Origin of the sequence: Cardinium endosymbiont of Dermatophagoides farinae (assembly GCF_007559345.1) — a bacterium.
GTDB lineage: Bacteria > Bacteroidota > Bacteroidia > Cytophagales > Amoebophilaceae > Cardinium.
Map to the genome: position 1 here is coordinate 208608 of NZ_VMBH01000001.1, position 18980 is coordinate 227587.

Below are 18980 nucleotides of genomic sequence, written 5' to 3' on the forward strand. Positions count from 1 at the left end.
GCAAGCAAACATCATTAAGATACCATGCAAACACCTACTGATCTATCGACACATAGCTGCATCTTTTGTCAGATTGCAGCTGGACAAGCACCTTGTCATACAATATGGGAGGATGTACACTATATGGCTTTCCTATCTATATTTCCTAATACAGAAGGGTTTACAGTGGTGATACCCAAGCATCACTTAAGTAGCTATATCTTTGATCATGCCTCAGAAGAGATCAATGGGTTAATGGCAGCAGCCAAGCAAGTAGCTGACCTATTGGTCGATAAATTTCCAACCGTTGAGCGAACAGCCCTTGTATTTGAAGGGTATGGCGTAAACCACCTGCATGCTAAATTAATCCCTTTACATGGAACGAAGGGGGATAATTGGAAGCGCATTGCCAGTACCATTAAAACTAAATTCGATAGATACCCTGGTTACATTTCCTCCCATGACGCAGAACGGGAGTCGGATGAAAAATTAGCAGCAATCGCTAGTTTGTTAAAAAATTAGTGCGCATCCTAGCGGAAGTGCTATATCCAGTATCTTCTCTCCTATTTGGCCTATTAATGGCCATAACATTGAACGTAATATATTTCAACTAATTTTACTACATTCATAATTGGCTCCTTTGGTAATGTTAATTTGGTTCACAACTTTATTTCCAAATTTAAAACACAAAGGAGCTTTTTTAATATTTTTCTTCAATAATCTAATCCTGAACTCAGGTTCTTAAACAAATAGAGCAACTAAAACAGGCCGATTCAATTCTATAAAAACTATCTACCTTGCAATGTGTACAGCACGGTTATATATCTCTCAATAAAAGGAATAGGATATGAATTATAAAAAAGAAGATAAAGAACTACTAAGAAAGGATGAACAAGTAGATATTACCGAAAGTGTTCAAATTCCGGTTGGCAGCGCTGATGTCAAAGAGATGATCGCACAAAAGTTGTATGCAGATAAAACGGCCTGTATCACTAAACTCTTCAATACGAATGGTATATATTATTTCTTTACACGACCACGTAGATTTGGTAAATCTCTACTACTAGATACCATAGACCAAATAGCAAAAGGGAATAAAGAATTATTTAAAACATGTGCTATTTATAGAGATAAAAAATATAAGTGGAAAAAATATCCGGTCATTTGGTTCAATTTTTCAAAGTTGGCTAAGGATAGTTCAGAAAAACTACAAAACAACTTGATAGACATATTATATTCCTTTGCTAAAAATTATACTATAGATAGAAATGAAATAGATCCTATTATAGGTGAACCAACAGTGGAAGGTACACTGGAAAAGTTGATTAATGCGTTAAAAAAACTAGATAACGGTTATGAACCTACACCTATTATCTTAATAGATGAATATGACAGTCCATTAATATCTTGTAAAAAAGAGCAGTATGAAGGGGTGCTTGCTGTCCTTAGTTCGTTTTTTAAAGTTTTAAAAGGAAGTCAGAAGGACTGTAAATTTATTTTTGTAACAGGTGTAACTAAATTTCACTTATCTGGACTTACATCAGGGGCTAACTCGGCCAATGATATATCCTTCCATGAGGATTATGCAGAGATGTTGGGTTATACGGAAGAAGATATAGATATTCTATTTCTTAGCAAGGATACAATTGTTAATCCCGTACTTGAAAAGCTTAACAAAAAAAATACTCATGGAAAAAATTACACACTAAGTCAAATAAAACAAGAGTTAAAGGATTATTATAATGGTTATTATTTTACAGCTGATAAAATGGTAAGCGTTTATAATCCAGATTCTATACTAAGATTCTTCTATGCAAAAGACTTTGAGAATTCCTGGTTTAACTCTGGTAGTCCTACCATCCTATTGGGGGTCTCCTTGGATATAGGAAATTATTGTACGTTAAGGCTGTTTTCTGTACTAAAGATGTTCTTCTTTTTCTTCCAGGTTATTGTATAAATTTACCTGATTAGCAACATGTTTCAGACATTACTTTTCCCACTTTCCAGCAATTTATTAAAAGTGCTTAGCATCGCTTTTTTCATTGTTTACAAAGTACAATTTCTGAATACGACATACCTGCGAAGCGCTGTACCCGGTAGCTTGTGCGGTATCTTGAATGCTTAGTTTTTTAACACTTCGATAATATATTACCTTCTGGTGACGCTCATGATCAGCCTGTTTTCCACGATATTTACCCTCTTGACGTGCTCTTTCGATTCCCTGTTTTTGCCGTTGCTGACGGCTCAACCAATCCTTATACGACATTGCGGCCATTAGATCCATGAGCATATTATTGATGGCAGAAATCACAGCACGAGTTACTGGATCATTTTGTGATGGTTCTTTGTCAGACAAAACCTGCCATGAAGTTGGGATGTCCAGACTTACAATTCTCAATTCATGATGTTCAATCTGCTTTTTGAGTGTTAGCCAGTCACTGTTACTAAGTCTGGTCAGCCGATCTATTTGTTCTACTAGTAGAATATCATTTCGGTGACTATCCATTAGTAATCGTCCCAGTTCTGGTCTTTCCAGTTTTGTTCCGCTGATATTTTCTCGGTAGTAGCTAGCGATTTTGTGTCCTCTCTCCTGAACAAACTGCTCGAGCATTTCTTTTGCTCGATCTGCAAACTGATCTTCTGTTGAAGCTCTCAAATAAGCTCTGATGAACATATTCTAACGAATTTATCGTATTTAGGTTATGTCATTGAATCTATTGCATATAGGTTATTTCATTGATTCAATTTAATAATTTTTAAGATATTTCATTGAGGTGTACCATTATGCGATAAAAATTTAAACGAAAATTAATCTACAAAATAATTATCAATGCAAACTATATGCCTAGGAGACAAATATTAATACGCACCGCAAGCCAGCCAATAGGTTCGGTTTTTCTGTCTTGCTTTGTTACCTGAAGAACATAGGGATGATCCCAGATAAAAAATCACTACTTTCCGATTTTTTACTCAAGCATATCGCTAGCAGACTTAATTTATCAAATGAACTTTGGAAAGATTATGCATCAGGACGAGACACCACTCGCAGGGAACATTTAATAGAACTATACCACTATCTAGGACTAAAAAATTTACAAAACAGATTCAAAATGATTGCATTTCGTATTTAATTCCACTTGCAAAACGCACTGACAAGGGTATTCTTCTTGCACAAGAACTTCTAAAGTATATGCAGCGGAATTGCGTGATTATTCCCACTATTGATGTACTGGAGCGAACGTGCTCAAAGGCCATGGCTGCTGGTGATAAAATAGTATTCTCGGAACTGAATGCTCAACTTATATCAGAGTATAAGGTCAATCTAGACAGCCTTCTGATTGCATTAAATAATCATCTTTCACGTCTATCTTGGATTCTTCAACCTCCTGGTAAAATTAACGGAAAAAATGTATTACAGCACATTGAACGCTTGAATACGATCATGGCAATAGACTTACCGGTAGGGATCGGACGTTTAGTTCATCAGAATCGGTTACTGAAACTGGCCCGTGAGGGTCGGAATATGAGCAGCCGAGATTTGACTAAGTTCTCATCAAGCAGACGATACGCTATTCTAATATGTGTGATTGAAGAAGCCAGAGCTACACTTACAGATGAGATCATCGATTTGCATGAGCGTATCTTGAACAGTATGTTCAGCCGGGCTAAAAGGACTCAGGCGGAGCGACTCCAGCAAACAGGTAAACTTATCCAGTCTAAACTGTACCAGTATATTGCTATTGGTCAAGCATTAACTGAAGCCCGTGAATCCGGAGAAGATCCATGGACTGCTATTGAACATGTTATGCCATGGCAAAAATTTATTATAAGTCTAGAAGAAACCCGTTTTTTGACCAAAAAAAGTAATTTTGATCCACTGCATATTATTATTGAGAAATATAGTACGTTACGTAAATACGCTCCAAGAATGTTGTCTGCGTTGGAACTGAATGCCACGCCAGCTGCACAGTCACTAGCCGAGGCTCTGACAGTCATCAGAGAAATGTATCATAAACAGTTACGAAAGGTCCCACCAATGGAACCGTTGGATTTTATTCCTGAAAGCTGGAGGAAAGTGGTTATTGCACCCACCGGAATAAATCGACAGTACTATGAATTTTTCGCTCTTAACGAACTGAAAGACGCGCTTCGTTCAGGGGATATCTGGGTAAAAGGTTCTCGCCGATATAAAAATTTTGACGATTACCTCATTCCTAAAAAGGAGTTTAATAAGTTGATTCAGAATCATCAGTTACCACTTTCTGTCCCTTTTGATTACAGTCAATATATTGGAAGTCGCCTAACATTATTGAAATCACGACTCGAAGAGGTAAACAAAATGGCCCTTATAGGTGATTTACCTAATGTTGAAAATATCTAATAAAAGAGTAAAGGTCACGCCATTGGATAATAGTGTTCCTGCAGAGGTTTCACCGCTGACAGCCCTGGTTTATAGTATGTTACCTCATCCTAAAATTACAGAGATACTGGATGAAGTAAACGATGGCTTGCTGTATCACGAAAGTGATCTAGAAATCCGGGAACACTATACCGATACATCTGGTTTCACCGATCATGTATTTGCCATGATGCACCTACTTGGTTTTGAATTCTGCCCAAGAATTCGAGATCTACATGACAAACGACTTTTTATTCAGGGAAAAGTCCAACAATACCCTGGACTTCAGTCTATTATATCTTCGAACAGCCTGAATCTGAAAGATATTAAATCAAACTGGGCTGACGTGCTTCGTCTAGCCACCTCGATCAGCCAGGGGACAGTTACTGCATCCCTAATGCTCAAGAAGTTGGCCAGTTATCCAAAACAGAACGGTCTGGCAAAAGCTCTCAGAGAAATCGGGAGAATAGAAAGAACATTATTCATGCTGAACTGGTTTCGAGATCCAGCATTGCGTCGACGTGTACAAAAAGGGCTTAATAAAGGAGAAGCCCGTAATGCCCTTGCCCGTGCGGTATTTATGCACAGGTTGGGGAAATCAGGGACAGAAACCTGGAAAATCAGAGCTACCGTGCCAGTGGACTAACACTGCTCACAGCTGCCATCACGCTATGGAACACGGTCTACACCGAAAGAGCTGTAGACTCTCTGAAAAAACAGGGAATAAAAATCAATGATCAATTGTTATCACATCTATCTCCATTAGGATGGGAGCATATCAATTTGACAGGAGATTATATCTGGACAAGAAAGCGTAAAAAAACATTAAGTAAGTTCCGACCTCTACGACCGGCTAACATAGAAAAATACAAAAACAGCCTTAACGTACAATAATTTCCCATATCCAAGGAGACCCCTAGTAGTACTGCATATAATCTATCATCTTTAATACGACTGTTGGGTGATAAAGAAGATTTAAAAGCATTACAGTTAAAGGGAGATATAGAATTTTTAGAATGTCGTAGGAATAAAGATCAATTGAATAAAGATATTCCATTAAGTTTTTCTAGTGAAAATAAAAGTTTTGAATTAACTGCTTTTTGCTTACATCGTGGTAATGATTCAGGCCACTATATAGGTTATGTAAAACTGCAGGGGGTATGGTATAAAGTAGATGGCAGCCGTGTGGAAAGGATAGGCGAAGCTATTAATGGAGACAACTTAAAAGATGATGCAACAACGGTCGTTTTATTGGCTTATAAAAGAAGAGCAGTATAACCAAGGAAAAACACGCCCAAGGGGTCTTTAGGGGTCTGTCTACGGGTTTGTCCACTTAAGTGTGTAAATTATTTTTTTTGGTTTATTGCTGAAGAATTTTAGGATCAGCACCTAGAGGCATCAAACTTCCATACCTTGCGATCCTACTTCTTGAAAATACCCCACAGCGTTCACTGCAAAGTTTTTACGCGGCATTACCTCAAAGGTATGTTGCTCGTCGCGTTTATGGACTTCAATAGCTGCTTCTGTAATATTAAGTCTTACAGGATCATATTTTAAAGCTACGCATACTTTTTTATAGCATGTGTTGAAGGTCATGCTGTAATCTTTATCGTAGATTTGCTGCAAAGCTTCTGAAACTGACTTGCCTACTTTTAACTCAAAAATGTAAGCGGTTTGGTGCAATTTATCCTCTAGCGCTATATCCAAACGTCCTGACTCACTGGCTAGCTCAGCATTCACTTGCATGTCTTGCGTGGTATGAAAGACACCATTGAGGAAAGAATATAAAGCACCCTGAAAACTCCTTTCTATTTTATCTAGAAAATGGTAGACTGCTTTAGCTAAAAAAGCACCTTTAATAAGATTTAAACATCCACACCACTTTTCATTTCTTAATGCATCTAAAATAGAAGCGCTATATGCTCTTCCTGTTTCTTGTTGTTTTTGAATTATAAACCTGGATAATGTCAACTTTAAAGCGGATTGTACTTCCTGATTCGGAAACTTTAAATAGTAGTCGGTTGCGTTTTTATCTGCTCGTTTGTCATCTTTAAATCCATTAGGCTCTAGGGTAAGATACCCTGTTTGGTACATTAAAGGGAATAAAGCTATTTCGTTAAGCGAGCTTGCCAGGATTTCAAATTCGAGTTGATTGATAGCAAAGCTAGAGTTGTCCCAAGGGATCGTAAATCTATCGATATTGTTTTTTATTTGTTTGAGTAAGATGGCAGGATTACCCGAGTTGGACCAGTAATTACCAAATGCTCTATCTCTAAAGAATTTTAATATAGAGTCTGGGTTATACATGCGTCTTGTACGCTTATTGCGACTAAAACAGTAGCCATTGTAATAATCTTTTAACGCTTGTTTTAATTGTTCATCTGTATAGTTTTCTGATTTACCCCAGTTTTCTTGTAGACTGGTTATTACTTCATTAATATATAGCTGTTTATCATCAAAAAAACAGTTTCTCAATATCCTCTTCTGTATAGCCCAACATCTCTGCATAGTCCTCATGCAAGGATATATCATTGGCTGAATTCGCTCCTGAGGTAAGTCCAGATAAATGAAATTTAGTTACGCCTGTTACAAAAATAAATTTACAGTCCTTCTGACTGCCTTTTAAAACTTTAAAAAACGAACTAAGAACAGCAAGTATCTCTTCATATTGCACGCTTTCGCAGGAAATGAGTGGACTGTCATATTCATCGATTAATACAATTGGTTGAGATGCATAACTACTACCTAATTTTTGCAGTGCTCTAATCAAGTCACTCAGTGTGTCGTTGATGGTTGGTAACCCAATGATAGGTTGCATCTTAGATTTATCTATATCATAATCATTGGCGATGTCGTATAATTTTTTTACTAAACTAGCTTCCAGCGATGAGCCTGTTTTAGCACTTAACTTTGAGAAATTGAACCAAATGACCGGATATCTTTTCCACTTATAGGTTTTATCTTTATAAATAGCACATGCCTTGAATAATTCTTTATTCCCTTTTGCTATTTGGTCTATGGTATCTAGGAGTAGAGATTTACCAAATCTATGTGGTCTTGTAAAGAAATAATATATACCATTCGTATTAAATAGTTTAGTGATATAGGCGGTTTTATCTGCATACAACTTTTGTGCAATCATCTCTTTGACATCAGCGCTGCCAACGGGGATTTGAACACCTTCGGTACCATCTACTTGTTGTTCCCCTTTTCTTATTGCTTTATCTTCCTTTTTAGCATCCATATCATTTTCTTTTTATGTAGTATAATCGCGCTGCGCACTGCAAAGCGCTTTTTTAATAGATTGCTTTGCTCATTTAATCTCGAACGAATCAGGTTAAAAAATGAATAAACAATCAGTCTCCCTTTTTTTTATGAACTGCATTATACAACACATCAAGACACTTAGGGTGTTGATTCCAGTTGGCTCCATCAAGAGGCGTTCTATCATACCTATTTTTTACCATTATCTGAATACCTGTAGCAACCACTAGTGTTTGAACAACCTCTAGATGACCTTTAGATGCAGCATAATATAATGGAGTGTTGCCATGTTGATTTTTGATATATCAATGTCTTTACTTGCCAGTAACGCCTTAAGAAGCGATAAATGCCCTTCAAATGCAGCATAATGCAATGGCGAATTCTCATATTTATCCTTGATATTCAAATTAATATTTACATGTATTAACAATACTTGTGCCATTTCTAAATGGCCTATATATGATGCATAATGAAGCGGAGCATAGGTATCTTTATCTATTGCATTTACATCAATAGCTATTGATCCTTCTAGCAGTACCTTAAGCACCTCTACATGTTCCTGAGCAACAGCATAATGCATCGGGGTATCATAATAGTTATTTCTTGCATTCACATCAATTTTTTTGTCTTTCAACAATAATTGAGCTTTCTGCCAATCGCCTTCAAAAGCTGCCACATGAAGTAACGTATCGCCATGTCTATTGCTTTCATCGATAGCAACACCTGCATCTTGTTCCAACATATCCTTTACAATTTAAGCAACACTGCCAATAGATTGCTTTCAAAACTTAATTGCTAAATGGCGATTTTATCTTCTATACTCCCTAAAATACAACTGAGTATCCTGGCACTTTTTCTATAAAACTGCACACCACAAAATAGGTTTTGAAAGGAGTCTATTAAAACAGCCTGCGTTAAGAGATAAGAGGTTAAAAATCACTAATTTACAGCAGAAAAATAATATAGTTTCATTTGGTTGAATTTTAATTTAGTAAATTTTTTACAAAAAAATCCTTTTAGAAGATTAAAACGCAATCAAATTAAATGGGGTTAGTCCTATGAAAGGCACATTATTAGGGTAATAAGAAAAATCGTTTGTAAACGTACGCTCAATGGCGTCAAATGTAAGGAGTATTTTTGCTGATTATCATACAAAATAGCATATTCTTTAGCTTTGCTATTTTATTTAGTATGTAAACTTTCCTTTTATTATCTCATAAAAAGATGTAAAAAGGACTGGATATTGGAAATTATTGTAGACTAAGAATATTTTCTATACGACGCGCACATATATTGCGTGTACAGAAATAAGATGAATCTAGGTGAACTAAAGTCTATAGTTACAAAGGTCTATACAAGGTCATGGATATGCGCACGAGATAAACCAGTAAGAAACATAATATCTTCTATAGGGTATCCCTTTAGAAGCATAGATTTGGCAATCTCTATATTTCTTTCTAATTTCCCCTTCTCTTCTCCTACTTGGATCCCCTCTTGTCTTCCTTTTTTCTCTCCTTCTTGTCTGAATCTTTCAGTTAGTGACATGGCAATTTTCTTTAATTTAGGATCAAGTAATTCTACTGCATTGGTATGATCATCTATTGATAGTATATACTAAAGCACATTGTTAATATAAGGAATATATCCTTTTTTTTCTAGATGCAGCAATATATTCTGATAGTCTGGTAACCACTCACAAAAGTCCCGATATATTCCTTGCTTGAGTATCATGGCAGCGCCAGCCGCTTGTTTCCAATTGAGTAGTGCTTCGTTTGTTGTAGTGTGTAGATCTACCAGATGAAAACCTGCAAACATATATCTTGCTGCCTGGTTTAAACTAGGAAATAAATCATGAAAATTAGTAGGACCTTTATATGGCTTACTGCCGTTGTACAAACAGATGTTGACAATAGCTGGTAAAGATGTATTCCCATGTTCACTTACATGTTGCCTGATTAACTGTGCATTATACTCTAAAAATCTCACCGAAATTAATGGATCTTCCTCAGACTGACGCTCTACATGTAGATAGATGTAGTGTTCTGTACCCTTGATACGCGATTTAAAAATACAGTCACTGCTTATACTTTTACCTGTAGCACTCACAAACTCTCTATTGGTCAATAGTAAGTTATCTTGATCTATTTGATTAAAAATTTCTTTTGGCAATCTCGCTTTTAGAAATGATAATATTACTTCTTTCCTACTAAATGTTTGCTTAAAGAACTTGTCATGTGGCTGTCTTTCTTTATCTTTTTTTTCCATGTAGTGAATTGATTAAATTAAATAATAGTATAATAAAAACCCAATACATATATGATCTTTAGAAGGTTCAGGACTTTTCAGCGTAGCATCTATTTGTCTACCACTCTTGCGCACTATATCTACTCGTTAAAATAACATTACCAGATTGAGTCCGTTACAATAGACATTAAAGCTTGAGATAAAAAGTTGGTTTTAATTTTTAGAAATAAGCCATAAAATAGTTAAATTACAGCAATTATTTAGGTATTTATGCTTAAGATTTTTAGTAATATTGTTATATCACTCAAGCAAACTAACCAACTAAGTTTCTCAGATATTTCAGCCAGCAAGCGTAAATGCAAACACATCTTATTTGATTAAATCAACAATCTAGTTAATTGGTCGATTGTAGAAAAAGAACTTCGATTACTTTACCCTAAAGGCTTACGTTTATCAGGTAAGCCAGCTTATAGCCCCTGCTTTTATTTAAAATGCTCTTGCTACAGACATGATACTTCCTTAGTGACTATCAAGAAGAAGTAAATGATCGGATCACATTTAGTAGATTTTGTGGTATTTCTATGGACAGCTCTGTACCAGATCATAGCGTATTAAACAGGTTTAGAACTGTGCTTACGGAAAAAAAAGCTCTAGCAAAGCTATTGAAAATCATTGTCCACCCTATTGGTTAATTGTTTTTCGATGGTAGATCTTCAACGCTTGCTCAGCTGCGGCAGCTAATGCCTCTGCTATTTCAAAACCTAAATATTGCTTTGCTAGCTTAACATCTACTGTCAGGGTTTCATACGCCATATATTTTATCTCTTCTAACATGGTATAGCCTGCTGCATGGCGTAAGTCATAGAGTCGTTCAGCTAATTTGATGAAAAGAACGGCAAGCTGTACATGTTCTTCCTTAATGGCTTCTTTCAAACGATTCTGCACATAAAGCAAAGAAGGATGATTGAGCGCTTGGTGTTTATCTATACTTACCACATTCAAGACAAAGGCATAGACACCTAAATTATAATGCGCCTTGACATAAGAAAGCGGCAAACAGGTATGGCGCACCAATTCATAGAGCAAAGAGGCATAAATCACTTTAGGAGAATGAAAAACCCAATCTACTACCAATTGAGCAATCCCTACCACACGCACATAAAACAATTGGCCCGAGGCATGCCGCTTACACCCAAAGTACTGCCTAAGCAATAAAAGTAGATTTGAAATCGTACCTATATCAATAGGGTCCTCTGGATATAAGGATTTGCAGACATAGTCATGGAACTGCATTAATGCCATCATAGAATCGGCTTGTTCCTTAGACGTGACAGGGCGATCTGAGGTTAAGCAATCTATTGGCAGCTTAACCATCATCTTATCACGAATTGCTGTGACATCAATAGGCAGTACCAACAACATAGCTTTTGGGTTGCCACCAACAGGACATTCGAAATAGCCATAGTGGGCATGAATCATACTGGATATGGTCTCCGTCTGCAGATCTATAGATGGTGGCACTACCTGCTCCACTTTAGGGTTGCTGCCCACTGCCTTATCATCATACAAAGGTTTAACCTTGGGAAACGCATCAGAAGCAACTGACACATTACTGACTACTAGCCCAGCAGCCTGAAAAAGCATAAAAGGAGCATAGCTATTGTCAAGAGGATCTGTAAACCTCAAAGAGGTAGCATGCAATTGTATCCTAACCATTGGTGCACTGGCACCATCTGGCTTACCACCAACCCGTAAAACAGCCTTAACCAAGGAATAGACTACTTGATTGACATCGCATATAATATGGGAAGCTAATGTACCCATAGAATCGCTTGTTTTTGCTACCAATAGTCTAGGTGGATGCGTACGCTCTTGAGACAAGGCAAACTCTAGTTTGCGAATCAAGTTATCAAAGCTAATTTCAGTAGGTTGTAGCAGTGCATGCCCTTTTGCCCTTTCTTTCCTATTAGAATAGGTAACCCAATCATACAACTTATTGATAATTCCCTGAAAGTCTTGCTTATAAAGGGCATATTGCCATCTAAAAAGAAAATAGATTCTTCAACCTTCCTCACTACTTTTGCTAAAATAGAGCCATAACCTTTAGGTAGATTCAAACCAATAGAAGGAGCCATAGCTGCATCATAAAGGGTTTCCTTGAGTTTTTGAGATGCGCTAATCGTTGCCCTATCCTTGAAATAGCCTACTTGCTCAGAACAGCTATTGAGCTTAGCTTTAAGGCAAATAAAAATGCCAAAAATCAGTAAACCTAATCCCAGGTAGAGCAGCAGCATCAACGCCACACCTAATGGTGGTAAGACCAACACCAGTGGTTGCGTACAATAAATAGAGCTAAACCAGATCGCTATAAATAGCGTAGCCACTAAACAACTCATACCCAGATATAGAGGCAGTACCAACAAGATAACCGCCAAATGGGCCAAAGATAAGCCTAAGGTTAAGAAAAGGCTGGTGGCATGCCACCAATGCCAAAGCACATTAATAGGCAAGCAAAAAGATAAGCTAAGCAGCCAAAATAGGCCAAACAGCCAACCCGGAATCCATTTTATCTTTTCTGAGATAAATGTGCCATACCCTAAAAAACAACCCCCTACCAAAAGTTGAGCAATAAGCCAAGCAGCATGATCTGTAATAGAGGCTGTGAAATAAGTCAATAAATTACTGATGGCCACGTAAAATCCCAAAGATACTAACGTAGTATGGCTGGGTTGTAGTTTAGCCAAAGTATGCTTGATATATAGCAACCGATTTTTAATCGCTTCTTTGCGTGCAGACTGCTTACGCGCATGCGCCTGTTCCCTTTGCATAAATGCATGATCTGGTCCAACCCAACCTGCATCTTCCGGCTGTTTGAATAGATAGTGAGCCAGCATCATAGCCAGACCATTGGCCAGCATACAAATAAATTGAACCATTTATATCCGTTGTGGGTTCAATCCACTTGTTCCAAGCTAAAATAGATACTATACCTGTAGCCATACCGATCAAAGCAGTACGGGAAGTACCCCTAAATCCCAAAACAGCTAAGATAAATGGAGCTGTTGCTATAGGAAGCGAAAAGTCCAAACTTAACTTGAGTAAATTCAATAGATCATCACAATAAAAAGTCAATACCATAGCAAATAGACCTATCATTACACTAGTCCACGTAGCCAACCGGAGCTGGTGCGCATCAGCCACTTGCTTTACACCTCGTAGGTTCTGCAACAGATCATGACTAATCATAATGGCACAAGAATTTAGTTTAGAATCAGCTGTGGACATAGCCATGGCTAGTAAACTAATACAAACCATTCCTTTAAAAACAGGTGGAATGTTAGCCATTATATACCCCCAAGTGGCTTCCACTGATAATCCTGGTGCGCCTGTAAAAACAAATAGGCCAATTAAAATGATAAAAATGGTTATTATAAAGCTGAAAAATGTGGAATACAAAAAAACCTTTCCAGCTTGCATCGAGCTAGGAGACATATAAACACGCTGTATGGTTGGAGGCTCTATGTAACCCATTAAAAAACCTAGCAAAAGGAAACACATGGCCACTAGATTGGTATTAAAATGAAATACCTTACTCAATTGAAAATTTTTCCTGACTTTGTAAAAAAGGAACGATTTCTGTGACTGATTTACCTGTATTTTTAAACATAAACCATGCTAAAACAGGAATAATAACGGTAAAAGTCACAAACTGCAATACATCCGTAAAAGCAACCGCACGAATACCTCCAAAGCTAGAATAGAAAATAAGGATTACCGTAACCCCAACTGTAATGGCCTTGGGATGTATTGAGTCCAAACACATACTGATGGACAAAGACATTACACTGATTTGTCCAGCAATTATAGCAACCGCATCACAAATACCAGATAACGCTGTAATGATTCGTGCATATTTACCATATACACTGCCTATCGTTTCTGGCATAGAAAGGTGACCCATAAACCGCTCCATATATAACGCCAGCCGACTGACAAGATAAAGATCAAATCCAGCCAAAAGATCCAAGACGATCCAGTAAATACCAAGGTTATGCACTTGCTGTACATTACGAATCAAACCTCCTCCTCCATAAGCAGTAGCCAATACAGTGGCCACCAAAGTAGCTGTAGCAAATCGTTTGTCACCTACAGCATATTGTCGAAATGAAGTAGTCTTCCTGCTAAAATAAATACCTACAACTAAAGTCAATAATAAAAAAGAAACCACCATGTAAAGTGGTATATTTAAAAATGGTGCCATATCTAAACTGGTTAATTACATATTAGTACACTGAAACATATTATATAGTATATACACTAATTTGTGTTGATGCAACAAATTGTTCATTTTTGATAAAAAATCGTATCGCATAATACATTTTTGATAATAAAATGCATTATTTCGATACACAAAATATTTTTCAATGATTTAAAAAAGTTCTATCCACACTGCTTATTAAAAAAGCAGATGGAAATTTTGATTTGCGCTGAACATTTTGATATTTTTACAGAGCAAGAAAGGTTTCAGCAATGTAGTCTTCTGCAACTAGACCGCTTTGAAAAGCTATTTTATGGTGCGCAATTTTTAGGGAACAGTACATCCAAGCACCGCAGCATGCTTAGATGTATTGGAGGGTTGTTGTGAAATGTGTGTGATTCGTATAGGTTATTACACTAAATATATCAGATTAAATCTGGGTCATTACAAATTAATTAATTTATAAACTTTTATGACCTTGACACAGTAGACCTTCTGCAAAACCTATTTCTAATGGCAATTTTGGTGTCGAAACTTGTCTATGCTCCTCAAATACATTTAGTATTCTGCGGTGCTCGACTGCGCTTCTCCTAAAAACTGCTGATCACAAATAGGTTTTGAAGAAGGTCTAGTTAATTGTATATTTCCTGATGCGTTCTTTCATTCTTTCTATAAAAAATTTCAATTCATGCTTAGTTTTTTTTAGCTTTAGATTCAAATACAGCATCAGATCATAAAAAACCTAGTTAGGGGTATAGTGGTTGCTTAAAAAAGCTACAGTATAGCTAAATATAATATGGAAGATGTGGTGATGAACACGCAGCGTATACATACAAATAATGGAACAAAATCAATTTAAAGTTAAGCATATAGGGTCTAAGATGCTTACACCTAGTGTCATACAGTTGACTTTTATACGTTCTGATAAGCTACCTTTGGTGTTTACGCCGGGCCAATTTATTACTTTTTTATTGCCACATGCGTCTGGTAAAATAGTACCACGTAGCTATAGCTTAGCCAATAGTCCTGGAGAGCAGTTAGAAATCGCAATTGCACCTGTTGAAGGCGGGTTTGCTACTAATATCCTCTTTAACTTAGAGATTGGAGATGAGCTAGACTGTGTGGGGCCTAAGGGTAGGCTCATCCTCCATGAGGCAGAAACCCCTCCCAATATATATTGGTAGCTACTGGAACAGGCGTAGCCCCCTATCGTTCTATGCTTCCGACCCTTTCTAAACGGCTACAAGCAGATGAAAGGCTCAAGGTAACCTTACTATTGGGTGTACGGTATGCCGATGACCTACTATATGTAGAAGATTTTATTGCTTTTGCCAAGCAATATAAAAATTTTAATTTCCGTAGCCACCTGAGTAGAGCAGATGCACCAACCGAACCTTATCAATATGCAGGATATGTACAATCAGCCTTTGAAGCGCTTGACTTAAACCCAACCGCTGATTTGGTATACCTCTGTGGTAATCCATATATGATTGATAGTAGCATGGAAAAGTTGGGAAAAATGGGTTTTAAGCGAGAACGCATCAGACGTGAAAAATATATTTCTCGTGGGGTGTAAAAAAGAAAACCACAACTTTTTCCAAAGGCGCATTTTGCTTACTTTTGATGTTAGCCTTGCAACAATGTTGAACGAATAGACGGATGCCTCTATAGCATATTATGCGCTATTTAATCTGTAGATTGATAACCTAAAATATAGTACGGTTTTGCATTTTAGATTTTTAAAGATTTCAATATCTATTGATCTAAGTTATTGGATCTTTTTACTGTTGGTAATAGGTAGTATAGGCCCATATAGCGAAGGTTTACTATGGGCTGGTGTCTTTACTTTTAGTATACTCATACATGAATATGGCCATGCGTTAATGGCTCTTTTTTTTGGTGCACAGCCGACTATTGTATTACAAGCTTTTGGCGGAAGAACCATTTTTAATGAATCACATGTAACGGATAAACAAAATTTTTTAATTACACTTGCAGGACCTGCATTTCAAGGATTATTCGCATTAATGGCCTATTTACTGCTTCAATTCAATATTTTTAGCGGTTATCTATTGAACTATTTGCTATTTGTAACAATGTATATCAATAGTAGATGGTTGTTATTAAATTTAATACCCATTGCACCACTTGATGGTGGCTGGTTGGTACGTTATATACTGGAAAAAAAATTTGGCCGTAAGGGGTACCTAACCAGTATTATCATCGGACTGGCTGCTGCTGCAATTGCGATTCCTTGGTTCTATTTTCAAGGATATCACTGGTTCTTTATCATGCAGCTTTTTATATGTGGATGGCACTACTGTAAGCTCTGGCAAAAGGAGCAGGAATCATCATAAAAAGGATAAGCATAGGCTTTAATCTTTAAAACTAAATCCTATTTGTATGAAATCGACATTTGGTTTGTTGCGCCAAGCTCAGTTAGGGCTGATCATCCTATTCCTAATGGTAGTGGCTTGCAAAAGAAGTGCGCCTATACATGAACCAAATCCTCTTGATGCTCAAGCTAGTATTCCAAAAAATATACCAAACTCCATCATACCTTCAGCTGATATAGAGGAAACAGGTAAGGATAGTACAACATGCACAGATAGAGACATTTTTTTCAAGGAAATAGGCTGGCAAGATTTACCCCCAAAGGATGGTCAAGATCAATCTAATAGATTATTTATCTTTTTTGAAAAGAATTCCAAGAATGAAACTTTTCATGAAACTAGATCGATTAAACCAGAACCTATAATCACTATATCCAATCCGTCAGTACCCAACTCGGAAAAACATACCTATGCTTTAATAGGATTTTTAGTGGATAAGATTGATTTCGTAAACAAGAATGGGCACTGGTATTATTATAGTAAGGATTACAAGAATACAACTCCTTTACCTACTGAAAAAGAGACGGAACTAGCATTAAAAAATGCTATTACTTGCTTTTACAAAAGAACAGAAGCGTGCGCTCAGCACAGTGGCAACACCACCCTAAAAGCAAGCAAAAGGTAAGGTACAAATGGCTTTTACTCTTTTTCTTTTATCTTCTTTATCGGCGTCAAATGGATCGTCTTCAAGGTATTGTTTTTGTTTCTGCATCGCTTGCAATAACCTATCAGCAGATCGATACTTTTTCAAGTGGTAATAACTATAGTACAAAGCTTGCGCGACTGCTTTGTCTTTTTTATCCTGTGCACGCGCTATTTTTAGGTAATACAAAGACTTTTTTAAATACTTTTTTAGTCCTACTATAGTTTGCGTCCACTGATTACGGGCCAATGCAGCTCCATTTTTTGTATGGATATATGCATACAAAGGGTTTGTATGGGGTATATTGCCTCCTTCTACCAGATAAACGAAGTCGCTTACCCTACCATACTGAACAAGGGATGATCATAGACTACCCATCTAAGCTTAGGAGCAAATGGCTGTTCCTTAGGGAATAAACTACTGCATAATGATCGGTCAACCCCTGCCCATACCATAGGATGGGACCATAAAGGGCGCACGGTTACATGCATCAACCCACACAAGTCAGCCAGGGTAAGGTTTTCCAATTGGCCCTTTTCCTTACTGATTTTAGGGTATGGGCATATAGTTTTATAGCTTCATTATAAAATAAAAAAGCCATCTGACGCAACGCGTCATATTGATCCGGATGCGTCTTTAAGATTTGTTGGTAATAGCCAATGGCCGCTTCAATATGGCCTTGACGCTCCAGGAGATAAGCATATGCATAACATGCATCCATCTCTTTACGTTGGATCCCAGCAGTTAAAGAAGCAACATAATCATCTATTCTACCAGAAGCTTCATAGACTAAGCATTTTTCCTCTAATAACTCATTATTAAAAGGAAATTGAAGCAGTGCCTCATTGAGGATGGCTATGGCCTTGTCAAAATTTTTAAGCTTGTGATAATGAATAGCAGCCATAGCACGTGCAACAGCAAACTGTGGCCCTTGTATTGCTACATAGTCTTTATAGCAGCGCAATGCTGCTTCTGATTGATCCGTGCTATGATAGACAATAGCCATATGCAGCAATGGGGTAGGCTCTTCTGGAAGAATACGCCTGCAAATAGCAAATTGATCTATGGCCTGATCAAATGCTTCTTGCCTATAATAGCCCATGCCCCTATTTAAAAAATAACGCCATAGAGCGGCCAGGTTACCAAGCGCAAAACTATGAAACTGCTTACTTTTAGATAAACTTAACTGTTTGGCTTGGGCATAAGCTGTAAGTGCTTCATGCAACAAAGCAGATGCATTTTCCGAAGCAATATCATCCCTTAAGAGTCGGTCATAAATAGCTCCTCTATAATACCAGGTAGCAGGGTGGTTCACCAACTTATTATCTTTAATGGCTTCATCTATAGCCAAGCGAGCCTCTTGGACATTAGAGAGCGCAGGTGAATGAGCTGATTTTGGATCACCAGCATCTACCGCTGTAGCCTCACCACCTTTTGCTTGAGCAACCTTCTGCTTGTTTTGACCTTCAAAGGTACGCACAATCCGAGCAATGGATAAAGGTATACCAAAAAGCTGACCAGGGATGACCCAAAACATCAGTAAGCAACAAAATGTACTTATATTGATTCTACCAGTAATCAGAGAATATTTTTTATCCATGCTTTAATATATTATTTTACACTTAGCGCCTCAAGAGGCTTGCTACTATAAAAATGCCCTCGATTGACTTTTTATTTGCTATAGATTTAACTTTCTATAAAGAATAGAAGGATAGGTTACACGCCAATCCGTACAAAGTAATACAGAATTTTGAAAAAAGTATAAAAGCGCAATAAAAAATTAAACAAAACAGATGCTAG

At 37.2% G+C, this 18980-nt stretch carries 20 protein-coding genes and 2 pseudogenes; 9 read left to right on the forward strand and 13 right to left on the reverse strand.

Going from position 1 to position 18980, the window contains the following annotated elements:
• Positions 1-24 precede the first annotated feature (24 nt).
• Both FPG78_RS01000 and FPG78_RS01005 read left to right on the forward strand, forming a co-directional pair.
• A complete protein-coding gene (locus FPG78_RS01000) occupies positions 25-501 on the forward strand; it encodes an HIT family protein (RefSeq protein ID WP_144086220.1) in 477 nt (158 codons plus the stop codon).
• Positions 502-826: 325 nt separating this feature from the next.
• On the forward strand, positions 827-1936 hold the full coding sequence (locus FPG78_RS01005) for an AAA family ATPase (RefSeq protein WP_144086221.1): 1110 nt from the start codon (positions 827-829) through the stop codon (positions 1934-1936).
• Positions 1937-1993: 57 nt separating this feature from the next.
• On the opposite strand, the gene FPG78_RS01010 is transcribed toward FPG78_RS01005, so the two are convergent.
• Positions 1994-2653, reverse strand: coding sequence for a recombinase family protein (locus FPG78_RS01010; protein WP_144086222.1), 660 nt, complete (start codon positions 2651-2653; stop codon positions 1994-1996).
• A gap of 184 nt (positions 2654-2837) precedes the next feature.
• Here FPG78_RS01010 and FPG78_RS01015 point away from each other — a divergent pair.
• A pseudogene (locus tag FPG78_RS01015) lies at positions 2838-5272 on the forward strand (Tn3 family transposase).
• Positions 5273-5335: 63 nt separating this feature from the next.
• The gene (locus FPG78_RS01020) at positions 5336-5656 is read left to right on the forward strand and encodes a hypothetical protein (RefSeq protein WP_186292385.1); all 321 of its coding nucleotides are present in this window, start codon (positions 5336-5338) and stop codon (positions 5654-5656) included.
• A gap of 120 nt (positions 5657-5776) precedes the next feature.
• On the opposite strand, the gene FPG78_RS07960 is transcribed toward FPG78_RS01020, so the two are convergent.
• The 6 genes from FPG78_RS07960 to FPG78_RS01050 all read right to left on the reverse strand — a co-directional run bounded on the left by FPG78_RS07960 (position 5777) and on the right by FPG78_RS01050 (position 9907).
• Complete coding sequence (locus FPG78_RS07960) at positions 5777-6886, reverse strand: PD-(D/E)XK nuclease domain-containing protein (RefSeq protein WP_186292386.1); 1110 nt, start codon at positions 6884-6886, stop codon at positions 5777-5779.
• Entirely contained in the window at positions 6834-7622 is a 789-nt protein-coding gene (locus FPG78_RS01030; protein ID WP_144086225.1) for an AAA family ATPase, read from the reverse strand. Before FPG78_RS01030 ends, FPG78_RS07960 begins: the two co-directional genes overlap by 53 nt.
• Before the next feature lie 112 nt (positions 7623-7734).
• Positions 7735-7944, reverse strand: a complete 210-nt coding sequence (locus FPG78_RS08365; RefSeq protein ID WP_144087053.1) for an ankyrin repeat domain-containing protein — start codon at positions 7942-7944, stop codon at positions 7735-7737.
• Positions 7887-8384 (reverse strand): ankyrin repeat domain-containing protein, encoded by a 498-nt coding sequence (locus tag FPG78_RS01040; protein WP_144086226.1) that lies wholly within the window; start codon positions 8382-8384, stop codon positions 7887-7889. Before FPG78_RS01040 ends, FPG78_RS08365 begins: the two co-directional genes overlap by 58 nt.
• Positions 8385-8992: 608 nt before the next feature.
• Positions 8993-9187 carry a hypothetical protein gene (locus FPG78_RS01045; protein WP_144086227.1) on the reverse strand — a complete coding sequence of 65 codons (195 nt, stop codon included), beginning with the start codon at positions 9185-9187 and terminating at the stop codon, positions 8993-8995.
• A gap of 69 nt (positions 9188-9256) precedes the next feature.
• A complete protein-coding gene (locus FPG78_RS01050; protein WP_144086228.1) occupies positions 9257-9907 on the reverse strand; it encodes an Rpn family recombination-promoting nuclease/putative transposase in 651 nt (216 codons plus the stop codon).
• Positions 9908-10267: 360 nt separating this feature from the next.
• On the opposite strand from FPG78_RS01050, the pseudogene FPG78_RS01055 reads away from it, so the two are divergent.
• Positions 10268-10560 (forward strand): annotated as a pseudogene (locus tag FPG78_RS01055) (transposase); the annotation flags it as partial.
• A 7-nt stretch (positions 10561-10567) separates the two neighbouring features.
• Here the strand turns inward: FPG78_RS01055 and FPG78_RS07475 are convergent.
• The 3 genes from FPG78_RS07475 to FPG78_RS01065 all read right to left on the reverse strand — a co-directional run bounded on the left by FPG78_RS07475 (position 10568) and on the right by FPG78_RS01065 (position 14147).
• Positions 10568-11878: an HD domain-containing protein gene (locus FPG78_RS07475; RefSeq protein ID WP_223261931.1), complete on the reverse strand. Its 1311-nt coding sequence runs from the start codon at positions 11876-11878 to the stop codon at positions 10568-10570.
• Positions 11879-12685: 807 nt separating this feature from the next.
• Positions 12686-13483: a sodium:solute symporter family transporter gene (locus FPG78_RS07480; RefSeq protein WP_223261932.1), complete on the reverse strand. Its 798-nt coding sequence runs from the start codon at positions 13481-13483 to the stop codon at positions 12686-12688.
• Positions 13476-14147: an SLC5/6 family protein gene (locus FPG78_RS01065; protein ID WP_144086229.1), complete on the reverse strand. Its 672-nt coding sequence runs from the start codon at positions 14145-14147 to the stop codon at positions 13476-13478. Before FPG78_RS01065 ends, FPG78_RS07480 begins: the two co-directional genes overlap by 8 nt.
• Before the next feature lie 836 nt (positions 14148-14983).
• Between FPG78_RS01065 and FPG78_RS01070 the strand changes: the two genes are divergently transcribed.
• The 4 genes from FPG78_RS01070 to FPG78_RS01085 all read left to right on the forward strand — a co-directional run bounded on the left by FPG78_RS01070 (position 14984) and on the right by FPG78_RS01085 (position 17162).
• On the forward strand, positions 14984-15328 hold the full coding sequence (locus FPG78_RS01070; protein ID WP_144086230.1) for an FAD-binding oxidoreductase: 345 nt from the start codon (positions 14984-14986) through the stop codon (positions 15326-15328).
• Complete coding sequence (locus FPG78_RS01075; protein ID WP_144086231.1) at positions 15322-15720, forward strand: ferredoxin reductase domain-containing protein; 399 nt, start codon at positions 15322-15324, stop codon at positions 15718-15720. Before FPG78_RS01070 ends, FPG78_RS01075 begins: the two co-directional genes overlap by 7 nt.
• Before the next feature lie 148 nt (positions 15721-15868).
• A complete protein-coding gene (locus tag FPG78_RS01080; RefSeq protein ID WP_144086232.1) occupies positions 15869-16501 on the forward strand; it encodes a metalloprotease in 633 nt (210 codons plus the stop codon).
• 46 nt (positions 16502-16547) lie between these two features.
• Positions 16548-17162 carry a hypothetical protein gene (locus FPG78_RS01085; RefSeq protein ID WP_144086233.1) on the forward strand — a complete coding sequence of 205 codons (615 nt, stop codon included), beginning with the start codon at positions 16548-16550 and terminating at the stop codon, positions 17160-17162.
• Here the strand turns inward: FPG78_RS01085 and FPG78_RS01090 are convergent.
• The 3 genes from FPG78_RS01090 to FPG78_RS01100 are packed head-to-tail and all read right to left on the reverse strand — an operon-like array spanning position 17142 to position 18780.
• A complete protein-coding gene (locus FPG78_RS01090) occupies positions 17142-17465 on the reverse strand; it encodes a hypothetical protein (protein ID WP_144086234.1) in 324 nt (107 codons plus the stop codon). The genes FPG78_RS01085 and FPG78_RS01090 overlap by 21 nt on opposite strands.
• A gap of 50 nt (positions 17466-17515) precedes the next feature.
• On the reverse strand, positions 17516-17707 hold the full coding sequence (locus FPG78_RS01095; RefSeq protein WP_144086235.1) for a hypothetical protein: 192 nt from the start codon (positions 17705-17707) through the stop codon (positions 17516-17518).
• Complete coding sequence (locus FPG78_RS01100) at positions 17671-18780, reverse strand: tetratricopeptide repeat protein (protein ID WP_144086236.1); 1110 nt, start codon at positions 18778-18780, stop codon at positions 17671-17673. The genes FPG78_RS01095 and FPG78_RS01100 overlap by 37 nt, the downstream gene beginning before the upstream one ends.
• Positions 18781-18980: the final 200 nt, after the last annotated feature.